This is a genomic window from Sphingorhabdus sp. (assembly GCF_023910635.1).
Classification (GTDB): Bacteria; Pseudomonadota; Alphaproteobacteria; order Sphingomonadales; family Sphingomonadaceae; genus Sphingorhabdus_B.
Genome location: NZ_JAAVVZ010000005.1, coordinates 77,281 through 89,806 on the forward strand (window position 1 = coordinate 77,281; position 12,526 = coordinate 89,806).

Consider the following 12,526-nt stretch of genomic DNA (forward strand, 5'->3'; position numbering starts at 1 on the left):
CAGCCGGCACGATAGCAACATTTTGCATAGGAACGTACGATGGACTTTAAGAACAGCGATATCGCCAATGGTTTGGACGTAACCAGCCTGATGGGTGCAGATGCCTCGGCTTCTTTGGAAGGCGCTGCATTGCTTAAAATGGCTCTTCAATCTGGAAACATCATGCCGTTGACGGCGGATGGCCAGCTTGTTTTGCCTGCGGGCGTTGGGCTTGATGATATCAAAGTTGTTGGGCGCGACCTGATTATCCAGATGCCAGATGGCACGCAGATGATTGTTCCCGATGGTGCCATTATTGTACCGCAGATCGTGGTGGACGGCGTAGCCATTCCGGCGCTTAACTTTGCGGCGCTATTGGCCGGACAAGAACCGCAGCCAGCGGCTGGGCTGCCGCAAAGCTCAGGCGGCAACTTTGCCGATAATGTGGGCGATATAGGCGATCCATTTGCATTAGGTGATTTATTACCACCAACCCAGTTGGCATTCCCCCAACCCGAAGAGCGCGAAGTGGTTCCAGGGCTCGTTGATCGCGACCCGGATGTCATTATTCAGGACGGCGGTCCGGCAGGGCGTGATGTCATTGACAATGTCAACGAAACCGGATTGCCCGGAACGCGGGCGAACGGCAATGTCGAAAGCCCTGGCTCGGCTGCTGGCAATGGTTCAGATTCCACGACAGGCACAATTTTCGTCACCTCGCCAGATGGCATCGCGTCCATTACAATCAATGGCGTAGTTGTTACCGGCGCCGCAGGACAGCAGATCACAACGCCGCTTGGCGTTTTGACGCTGAGCGCGCTTAACGGTGATCAGATTGGCTACACCTATCGTCTTTTGGACAACACTTCAGGCGATACGACGACCGATGCGTTTTTGGTAAGCCTTACCGATCCAGATGGCGACGTTGCTACGGCACGTTTGACCATCAATATTGCGGACGATGTCCCAACAGCGCGTAATGACATAGATAGCCTCGCAGGTGGTACATTCGGGCCAGAGCTTGGCAATGTTCTGACTGGTGCGGGCACAATCAGCGGGTTGGCAGGGGCCGATACGCTTGGCGCCGACGGCGCAGCAATTTCCGGGTTCCGTGCGGGTGCATCTGGTAGCTTTGCCGCCGTTGGTAGTAATATTACCGGACAATATGGCACGCTGACGCTCGGCGCGAACGGAAGCTATAGCTATGTGCGCAATGTTAACACTCCGGGCGGTGTTACGGATGTGTTCACCTATCAACTCACCGATACCGATGGCGATGCCTCGACCGCCACGTTGACCATCAACATCGGCGATGCGCCAAACCGCATTACATTCATTCCAGATATTGGCGATGGCACGATTGTACGTGAGCCACATTTGCCAGCGCGCGACAGCGAGCCATCGGGCTCGCAATTTGACGGCAACGCAGAAGCCACTAGCGGAACAATCACGTTCAATTCGCCTGACGGCGTTGGCAATGTGACCGTCGCAGGGGCTGTCCTAACGCCCGGTGCCTTGCCGCAGCTGGTCAGTTCAAACGCCACTGGTTCGCTGCTTGTCACTGCTTATACCTATAATCCGGTGACGGGCATTGGCAGCATCACTTATGTTTATACGCTGAACGATAATACGCTTAACACAAATGGTGAATCGCTAAGCTTTCCCATTGTGGTTACCGACCTTGATGGTGATGTAGCGAGCGACAGCCTGATCATAAAAATCGTTGATGATGCGCCACTTGCCGCCAATGACAGCGGAACGCAGCAAAGTGAAAATGCGCCCGTTTCTATTAACGTTTTCGTTAACGATACGCCTGGTGCCGATGGCATTAACCTTGCCACTGGCGTGTCAGTCGTAGCCGGATCGCTAACGGGGGCAGGTGCGCTTGCTTATAGCAATAATGGTATTTTCACCTACACGCCCGCGCCGGGCGAAGAAGGCGTGGTTACATTCCAATATGTAATCACCGATGGCGACGGGGACACATCCACCGCAACCGTCACAATTTCGCTGCTTGAGGATTCTCTTCCAAGCGTCGAAGTTGACGGTGAAAATGTGGTATCGGAGGCGGGCCTTCCTTCTGGATCGGACGCAGCTTCAAATAGCGAAACCACAGGCGGAACGATCGCAATTGCAACTGGTGGCGACGCGTTGGCATCACTTGTCATCAACAGCGTAAACGTTACCGCTGGTGGAATTCTCACAGGCGCTTCGGGCACATTGACAGTATCTGTATCACAAGGCGTTTATAGCTACAGCTACACGTTGACCGATAATACATCGGGCGATGCGACCACTGATAGCTTCAACGTCATAGTGACGGACAGTGACGGTGATAGCGCCACCGATACCCTCGTTATCGCGATTCAGGACGATGTCCCAAGCGCTGCCGATGATGCGGACGCAATTGCTGCTGGCACTTATGGTCCTGTGACCGGCAACGTCATCACGGATGCAGAAGGCGATGGCGGGGCCGATACCCCAGGCGCAGATGGTGCAACAGTGACCACGGTGATGGGCAGCACGGCAGGCGCCGTCGGCGGCACCACAGCAGGCACCTATGGCGTCCTCGTGCTGAACGCCGATGGCAGCTACATTTATACCCGCAATGCAGGTACCGAAGGTGGCGTATCGGACGTGTTCACTTACACCCTGATCGATGGTGATGGCGATATCGCAATCGCGACCTTGACCATCAGCATCGCTGACAGCCCAACGACACTTGATTTGCCTACCGCAGGCGAAGCTGGGACATTGGTTGACGAGGCAGGCCTAGCTAATGGCGATTCCACGAACGAAACCACCAGCGGCTCATTCGCCTTCACTGCGCCCGATGGGCCCGCCACGGTGACACTCGACGGTCAGGCTGTAACTTCTGTAGGTCAGATCTTCGCCGGCAGCTTCGGCATATTGACCGTGACCAGCATCGCCAATGGCGCAATTGGTTACAGCTACACGCTGACGACTAACACTGCGGGTGACACGACCTTTGATGATTTTGCTGTGGTGGTCACGGATCAAGACGGTGACGCGACAGCTGGCACGCTGGTTATCGATATTATCGACGATGTGCCAACGGCACGCGCCGATATAGACAGTGTTACTGAAGATGGTCCCACGGTAGCCGACGGTAACGTCATTACCGGTGCCAATGTAGCTGACGCCAACAGCACCGACGGTGTTGCCGACACGCAAGGTGCGGACGGCGTATCCCTGACGGCGTTCTCCTTTGGCGCAAATGCTGGTGTGGTCGGCTCGGCGCTTGCCGGAACTTATGGTTCGCTGACGATGAACGCGAATGGCAGCTATAGCTATGCGCTGAACAACGCCAATGCTGCGGTTCAAGGCCTTGATGGCGATGATAGCCTGACGGAAGTGTTCACTTACACCATAACCGATGGCGATGGAGATACATCGACCACAACATTGACCGTGACGATCAACGGCAGCGATGACCCGATCACGATCAATGGCCTGAGTGTTTCAGGTCCTGACTTGATTGTGGATGAAGATGATCTGTTGGATGGTTCATCACCCAATACCCCCGCGCTTACCCAAAATGGCACATTTACGGTCAATGGGGTTGATGGCATCGCCTCGATCAAGATTGGCGGCGTGGAGACTTTTGTTGGTCAGACGATCACCAATGCTTATGGCACGTTCACGATCACTTCGCTTTCTGCGCCTGCAAATGGCAACGCGACCGCGATCACGGTTGGTTACCGCTACGTGCTGACCGACAATACAGCGCATGCAAATGCCGATAATGAGAACTTCATTACCGAGATATTTAGCGTTGCGGTAACGGACACCGATGGTTCAACCGATACCGATCAGGTTGAGGTCCGGATTATCGACGATGTGCCAACTGCGGTGAACGATACCGATATCATTGCGTCCGGCAGCAATTTGCCGGCAGTTGGCAATGTCATCACCGATGCTGAATTAGACGGCGGCAAAGACACTGCTGGTGCAGACACCGTGATCGTTACTGCGATCACCGGGGCGGCTGCGGGCACGGTCGGTGGTTCAACGGCTGGCACTTATGGTGTCCTGACACTGAATGCGGATGGCAGCTATAGCTATCTGCGCAATGACGGCACGCCCGGCAATGTGCAGGATGTATTTTCATATACGATTACTGATGGTGACGGCGACACGTCGACGGCTACCCTGACAATCACTATTCAGGATGACAGCCCGTTCGTGGGGCCAAACGCTGTTGTCCTTTTAGATGACGACGCCCTTGCTGGTGGCAATCCCGGCGGTAATGGCGACGATTCTGATGCAGCCAATGTCGCGGGAACCCTGTCCGGCAGTGGCGGCGATGGAGCGTTGACCTTTGCCTACCAGCTGACAGGCGCGCCTACTGGCTTCAATTATGTGGCAGGACCATCTGGTTCCGTTCTTGTAAAGCAAGGAGGCACCACCGTCCTGACCGTCACGCTAAATAGCGCTACGGGCGCTTACACTGTGACGCAAAATGCGCCTATCGCGCATGCAGCAGGCGGCGATGAAAACAACGCGCCATTCACGCTTAGTTACACGGTAACTGACGTGGATGGTGATGCTGCTAACGGAACGCTGGTCGTCAATGTTGATGACGATACACCAGTTGTGACGGCCAACGGTGCGGTACCAACGTTGACAGTTGACGAGACGGTTCTTGGCGATGATGCAAGCGCCAGCTTTGCAGGCATATTTACCACCAACTATGGCGCCGATGGTGCTGGCGCGACGGTTTATACGCTTGGCGTTGTTGCAGGTCCAAGCGGCCTTGTGGATACAGCCACAGGCCAAGCGGTAAACCTCCTCCTTAATGGCAGTGTTGTTGAAGGCCGCACTGCGGTTAGCAATGAGCTCGTCTTTACCGTTACAGTGAACGGATCGGGCACCGTCACATTAGATCAACAGCGCGCCGTTGTGCACGCGCCCAACTCGGGTCCTGACCAGTCAACGACCCTATCGGCAGCGAACCTGATTACGTTGACCGCGACCTCGACCGATGGCGACGGCGATACCGCCAGTGCTACGGCGAACATCGCCAATGCGCTGACGTTCAAGGATGATGCGCCAGCTATTGATGCAGCGGTTGTGGACGCCAACACGGTATTGCTGACCACGCAGGATGCAGAGACTATCGGTGACTTGTCTGACACGTCGGTCTCCGCTGCCAACTTCGGGGCTGCGTTTACTATTGCGAGCTCTTCTTATGGCGCAGATGGTGCCGGTACAACGACTTGGGCCTATGCGCTCAGCGTAACAGATGCCAACTCGGGTCTTGCCAGCAATGGTGTTGCGATCACGCTTGGTATGAACGGCAATGTCCTCGAAGGTCGGGCAGGCGGTGCATTGATATTCACGCTTGCGACCAACCCAACGACCGGCGTTGTCACGCTGACCCAGTTGGCCGAGATCGACCATGCGGTCGAAGGCACGACCACTGCGCCGTTTGATGACCAGTTTGCCGTCCTTGCCAATGGCAAGGTTGCGCTGACTGGCACAGCGACCATTGTCGACAAGGATGGCGACAGTGCATCCGAAGCGGTTGTTCTCGATCTTGGCGGCAATGTCCGCTTTGCTGACGACGGTCCTGCGGTAACCGCATTAGGCGCAGTTCCTGCTTTGGTCGTTGACGAGACTGTTCTTGCGACCAATGCAAGCGCCAGCTTTGCAGGCATATTTACCACCAACTATGGTGCCGATGGTGCTGGCGCAACGGTTTATACACTTGGCGTTGTTGCAGGTCCAAGCGGCCTTGTGGATACAGCCACAGGGCAAGCGGTAAACCTCCTCCTTAATGGCAGTGTTGTTGAAGGCCGCACTGCGGTTAGCAATGAGCTCGTCTTTACCGTTACAGTGAACGGATCGGGCACCGTCACATTAGATCAACAGCGCGCCGTTGTGCACGCGCCCAACTCGGGTCCTGACCAGTCAACGACCCTGTCGGCAGCGAACCTGATTACGCTAACGGCGACCTCGACCGATGGCGATGGCGATACCGCCAGTGCTACGGCGAACATCGCCAATGCGCTGACGTTCAAGGATGATGCGCCAGCTATTGATGCAGCGGTTGTGGACGCCAACACGGTATTGCTGACCACGCAGGATGCAGAGACTATCGGTGACTTGTCTGACACGTCGGTCTCCGCTGCCAACTTCGGGGCTGCGTTTACTATTGCGAGCTCTTCTTATGGCGCAGATGGTGCCGGTACAACGACTTGGGCCTATGCGCTCAGCGTAACAGATGCCAACTCGGGTCTTGCCAGCAATGGTGTTGCGATCACGCTTGGTATGAACGGCAATGTCCTCGAAGGTCGGGCAGGCGGTGCATTGATATTCACGCTTGCGACCAACCCAACGACCGGCGTTGTCACGCTGACCCAGTTGGCCGAGATCGACCATGCGGTCGAAGGCACGACCACTGCGCCGTTTGATGACCAGTTTGCCGTCCTTGCCAATGGCAAGGTTGCGCTGACTGGCACAGCGACCATTGTCGACAAGGATGGCGATAGCGCATCCGAAGCGGTTGTTCTCGACCTTGGCGGCAATGTCCGCTTTGCCGATGACGGTCCAACGGTGAGCGCGCTTGGTGCGGTGCCAACGTTGACGGTTGACGAGACGGTTCTTGGCGATGATGCGAGCGCCAGCTTTGCAGGTATATTTACCACCAACTATGGCGCCGATGGTGCTGGCGCGACGGTTTATACGCTTGGCGTTGTTGCAGGTCCAAGCGGCCTTGTGGATACAGCCACAGGCCAAGCGGTAAACCTCCTCCTTAATGGCAGTGTTGTTGAAGGCCGCACTGCGGTTAGCAATGAGCTCGTCTTTACCGTTACAGTGAACGGATCGGGCACCGTCACATTAGATCAACAGCGCGCCGTTGTGCACGCGCCCAACTCGGGTCCTGACCAGTCAACGACCCTGTCGGCAGCGAACCTGATTACGCTAACGGCGACCTCGACCGATGGCGATGGCGATACCGCCAGTGCTACGGCGAACATCGCCAATGCGCTGACGTTCAAGGATGATGCGCCAGCTATTGATGCAGCGGTTGTGGACGCCAACACGGTATTGCTGACCACGCAGGATGCAGAGACTATCGGTGACTTGTCTGACACGTCGGTCTCCGCTGCCAACTTCGGGGCTGCGTTTACTATTGCGAGCTCTTCTTATGGCGCAGATGGTGCCGGTACAACGACTTGGGCCTATGCGCTCAGCGTAACAGATGCCAACTCGGGTCTTGCCAGCAATGGTGTTGCGATCACGCTTGGTATGAACGGCAATGTCCTCGAAGGTCGGGCAGGCGGTGCATTGATATTCACGCTTGCGACCAACCCAACGACCGGCGTTGTCACGCTGACCCAGTTGGCCGAGATCGACCATGCGGTCGAAGGCACGACCACTGCGCCGTTTGATGACCAGTTTGCGGTCCTTGCCAATGGCAAGGTGGCGCTGACCGGCACTGCGACCATTGTCGACAAGGACGGCGATAGCGCATCCGAAGCGGTTGTTCTCGACCTTGGCGGCAATGTCCGCTTTGCCGATGACGGTCCAACGGTGAGCGCGCTTGGTGCGGTGCCAACGTTGACGGTTGACGAGACGGTTCTTGGCGATGATGCGAGCGCCAGCTTTGCAGGTATATTTACCACCAACTATGGCGCCGATGGTGCTGGCGCGACGGTTTATACGCTTGGCGTTGTTGCAGGTCCAAGCGGCCTTGTGGATACAGCCACAGGCCAAGCGGTAAACCTCCTCCTTAATGGCAGTGTTGTTGAAGGCCGCACTGCGGTTAGCAATGAGCTCGTCTTTACCGTTACAGTGAACGGATCGGGCACCGTCACATTAGATCAACAGCGCGCCGTTGTGCACGCGCCCAACTCGGGTCCTGACCAGTCAACGACCCTATCGGCAGCGAACCTGATTACGTTGACCGCGACCTCGACCGATGGCGACGGCGATACCGCCAGTGCTACGGCGAACATCGCCAATGCGCTGACGTTCAAGGATGATGCAGGTTCACTTGGCACTTTTGTAGGTATCACCGTCGTCAATGCAGCCAACACCATTGGCAACGGTACATTTACCTACACACAAGGTGCTGACGGACATGGTTCCTTTGCAATCACTGGGCCTGCACTTCTAGGTATTACTTACACGACCGTCCAGAACGCCAATGGTGCTTTGTTGACGGCGACTACGGATCCGGATGGAGCGGGTGGCAATCCACCAATCACGGTGTTCACGCTTCAAGTGAACAGCAACGGTACCTATGCGTTTACGCTGGTCACACCGTCTGCGGCGTCAACGGAAACCATCTCGCTGCTTGGGCTGACTGCGGGTGGCCCGACGCCGTTCGTGGAAACGCCGGACGGTCGTGTTGAATTTACGGGCAGCGGTAATGGAGTCAATTCTTCAACCCAAGGTTTTGGGGTCGACAACCAGTTCGTTGGCAACGGAGAGAGTTTCACAATCGAATTTCACGATCCTGGACAAGTCGGCAATCAAGCACCGCTCACGAACCCAGATTATGTAAGTTCAATCACTTTGCGGAATGACAATATCAACGGTTCGCTCCTTATCAAGGTGACGGTCTTTAATGACAATCTTGGTACGCAAGAGGTCGTTTACACCAACCTCAATGTGACGGGCACTGCGACGGTAATTGACCCCATCATGAACGAATTTAATCGCGTTTTAGTTGAGGGTGTCGGCGGCAGCGGTCAGGGTGTGCGCTTTACATCTCTGGATATCAGCCGCACCATTTTGCCTTCGGACATCAATCTGATGTTTGATGTCGCCGCGACTGACCGGGATGGCGACACAACGTCAACGTCGACCCTAAATGTGTTTGTGGATGCCACTGCTCCTGTGGTCCTCGACATCGACGGCGATGGCGTTGAATTCCTCGGCATAACATCTGGCGTAACCTTCGACTATCACGGCGATGGCAGTGCCGAAAGCACGGCTTGGGTTGGCTCGGATGACGGGTTGCTGGCGCTGGACCGCAACGGTGATGGAATCGTCAACGACGGCTCGGAAATCGTCTTTGCTCGCGACGGCCTTACCGATCTCCAAGGGTTGGCGGCTGATTATGATAGCAATCGCGATGGTGTGCTTGACGCCAATGACGTAGATTTCGCCAAGTTCGGTGTGTGGCAGGATGCTAATAGCAACGGCATTACTGACGCCGGCGAATATCGCAGCCTGTCGGACGCGGGCATTGTTAGCATTGGCCTGGTCTCGGATGGTATCGCTTATTCCACCGCAAACGGCAGCGTCAGTGTTGCCGGACAATCTGTCTATGCCAAGGCCGATGGTTCAACGGGCATTGTCGCGGATGCCGCATTCGCGACAAATGGCACGACTTCTGTCGTAAGCCGGTCCGCCGATCAAATTCGGACAAGTAATGCAACCACGTCGGTTATTGCGGCGGCACTACTTGGCCTTTCGGTTGCGGAAAATGCGGCTGCGATGCCCGATGGAAATCTGGACCAATTGGGCGCGCTCGTCAGCGAAAATCCAGGCATTGGAAATGAGGTTGCTTCTCTTGCGTCAACGGGCGGAGCGTCTTTTATATCCGATTTGGCTTTCAAACTCACGCACGACTTCGCTCAACGCCCGCATGACGTCGCCAGCAGCCTACGTCCGTCGGAAGAAGCAGAAGTTGCCCGCAGCTTCCAAGATGCGCCGATGGCCGAGCGCTCCGCTTTGCTTGAGGATAAAGCTGATCCGGTTTCCGACGATCAGGGCAATTTTGCTGTCGCCTTTGGTGGCGGTGATCAGGTCATGCACAGCATGCTGGATATCGCAGCCTTTTCGGCATCGACATCGGCAGGTGCAGGCGAAAATGCCGCTCTACCGCTCCCCATCGAAGATGCGCTGCGTGAGGCTATGCCAGACTTGATGGTGGATCGCCTGATTGACGCCTTCACCGCTGCGTTGGGTGTGCCAGCAAATGACGTAGGTGGCGGGGCAAATGACAGCGCACTGCTGGCGGGCATCCTCAGCCAAGGCGTTGATGCTTTCCAGTTGGCAGCGTTGGCCAGCAACGATCTGTCAGGCGCGCATCATTATGACATGGCGATGATAAGTAATGGATAAGAAACAAGAAATACTTCGGAGGAAAACAGTATGAAACGGTCTTTGATAAAGGCATTGGTGGCTGGAGCAGCAGTTAGTGTTGCATTTCCTGCCTCCGCACAAATGGTGGATCTGACGTCTATGGAAGTCCGGGATTTGCGTCCCGAGGTTGAGCGGCGTTATGACGAGGCGCTTGCGGCAACGACGAACCCGGCGGTACTTGCATCGCTTGGCAGCACTTACATGTATGCCTCCGAAGCAAAAGTCTGGTGCGGCATTGCCACTGGCTTTCTGAAAAACGCAATCCGTGACAGCCAAAGCTTGACGCGGTGTGAGAAATATCACCGGTTGATGACTGCGCCTGTTCCAGAGCCAGTCGTCGCGATGCCCCTACCACCGCCGCCTCCGCCGCGTTCGCCGGCATGTGACTCGGCGCTTGCCGCTACCTTGTTCTTTGACTGGGACTCGATCGTCTTGCCGGTAAATGCAGATGAGACCATCGCCTTTGTCACGGCCAACAAGGCGGCATGTGGCTGGAATAAATTTAGCATTATTGGACACACTGACCGGTCCGGGTCCGATAGCTATAATGACGCCCTCTCAAAGAGCCGCGCTGAGGCAGTCTCGGCCAGAATGCAGGCCGCTGGCCTGAGCGCATCTGCGCTGATGGTGAGCGGTCGCGGCGAAGCTGAACCAAAGGTTTCGACCGCCGATGGCGAACGCAATCCAACGAACCGCCGCGTTGAAATCACGGCAAGTAATTGAGGGGAGAAGAACAATGAACACCCGCACTATTTTAATGTTCACCGTATCGGTGGCATCGCTTTCATCTGTCACCTTTGCCGCATCGGGCAATGTGGCCACCACCCATCAGGCGGCATCAATCGTCGCCCAGGTTGCGACCGCTGCCATTCCTTCCATTGAGGTGGCAATCGCAGAAATCATGACGGCACCATCTGTGCTCGTCCCAAATTTGGCGGTTGAACCTGTTATCGAAATTGGTGCACCTGCTGCGGGCGACGCTGAATTTGTGACAATGTCGCAATTTGCCGAAGCCGATGTTGCGCCTTCAACTGTGGCAACGGGGTTGGCGCTGCAAGCAGCGATGACCGACAATTCAGGCGTTCTGACGCTTGACCAAGCGATTGCCGCTGCCTTGGAGACAAGCCCTGAGATTAATCAGGCGATCATGAACAAGGAAGCCATCGAATTTGAACGCGAACAAGCGCAGGGCCTATATCTGCCCCGCGTAGATATCGAAGCTTCGGCAGGGATTCGCCGCCTTGAAAATCCAACCCGGCGGACATTGGGTATTGAAGACGACACACTTTATCCGCTCGAAGCCGGCATAACTGCCGAGCAGACGTTGATTGACTTCGGTCGCCGTCGTGGAGAGCTGACGCGTCAAGCGGCACGAACCGATGGCGCGGCATTGCGCGTTGCGGAGCGTTCGGAAAACATCGCTTTGCTCGTGACGCGGCAATATCTCGACATCTTGTTGCAACAGCGCATTTCTGCGGCCTCCGACGACAATGTGACCTTTCACCAAAATCTTGTCGGTGATTTAGGGCAGGGCGTCCAGCAGGGCTCAATCAGCATTGCGGATCAGCAACAGGCGCAAGAACGCTTGCAAGCTGCAATCGTCCGCAAGGCTGAAGCTGAAGAAGCATTGGTGAACGCGCAGATCAAGCTGCAAACGTTGACAGGCTTGACTGTGACGGGCGCTTCCATGCCGCAATCCCTGCGAACGGCCATCACGCCGACTTTGGGCGAAGCTGTTGCCGAAGCGCGGCAGAACAACCCAAGGGTTAAAGAAGCGGCTGCCGACGTTGATGCCGCCCATGCAATGGTGTCAAAGGCCAAGGGCGACTTATATCCCACCATTGGCGTCGATGCCCGTGGTCGTGTTGGCGAAGACATTGATGGCTTTGCAGGCAAGACTAATGACGTTCAAGCGCGCGTTTTCCTGCGTTGGAACATCTTTGACGGCGGTATAAATCGCGCGAAATATCAAGAGATGGTCCGCCGTGCGAGCGAGGCACGTTTCCGCCTGCACGAATTGGGTCGTTTTGCCGAAGAAGACGTCCGTAGTGCTTGGAACAGCATGTCTACGCAGCGCAAGGTTGGCGAAGAATTGTCCACGCAAAGCAAAGTCAGCGATGACTTGCTGCTTTCCTATCGTGAGCAGTTCAACGTCGGACGCCGTTCGTTGCTTGATGTGCTCGACGCGCAGAACACCCGCTACAATGTTCAGGTCCGCCTAGATACCGCACGTTTTGCGGAACAATTTGCGGAATACCGGGTGTTAGCGTCGACCAACAAACTGTTGGCGTCGATGAATATGGCTGCACCGCAGGGCGCCGAAGCTTCGGCAAGGGCACGCTTCGATTATGGTCCGCCAGCAGCCGCAGAATTGCAGCGTAGACGTTACCCACGTTGAGTGCGGTGTGGGGCATCGCCCAGT

3 protein-coding genes are annotated in these 12,526 nt (G+C 55.9%); all 3 read left to right on the forward strand.

Features of this window, described 5'->3' with window-relative positions; genetic code table 11:
* The first annotated feature begins 39 nt into the window (after positions 1-39).
* The 3 genes from HEQ34_RS04210 to HEQ34_RS04220 are packed head-to-tail and all read left to right on the forward strand — an operon-like array spanning position 40 to position 12,502.
* Complete coding sequence (locus HEQ34_RS04210) at positions 40-10,083, forward strand: DUF5801 repeats-in-toxin domain-containing protein (RefSeq protein ID WP_296197832.1); 10,044 nt, start codon at positions 40-42, stop codon at positions 10,081-10,083.
* A 30-nt stretch (positions 10,084-10,113) separates the two neighbouring features.
* Positions 10,114-10,827: an OmpA family protein gene (locus HEQ34_RS04215; protein WP_296197835.1), complete on the forward strand. Its 714-nt coding sequence runs from the start codon at positions 10,114-10,116 to the stop codon at positions 10,825-10,827.
* A gap of 13 nt (positions 10,828-10,840) precedes the next feature.
* Positions 10,841-12,502, forward strand: coding sequence for a TolC family protein (locus HEQ34_RS04220; RefSeq protein ID WP_296197839.1), 1,662 nt, complete (start codon positions 10,841-10,843; stop codon positions 12,500-12,502).
* Positions 12,503-12,526: the final 24 nt, after the last annotated feature.

What these genes read in the sequence shown, in the direction of transcription:
- HEQ34_RS04215 (WP_296197835.1), top strand. Translation starts at nt 10,114, where the DNA reads ATGAAACGGTCTTTGATAAAGGCATTGGTGGCTGGAGCAGCAGTTAGT.
- HEQ34_RS04220 (WP_296197839.1), top strand. Translation starts at nt 10,841, where the DNA reads ATGAACACCCGCACTATTTTAATGTTCACCGTATCGGTGGCATCGCTT.
- HEQ34_RS04210 (WP_296197832.1), top strand. Translation starts at nt 40, where the DNA reads ATGGACTTTAAGAACAGCGATATCGCCAATGGTTTGGACGTAACCAGC.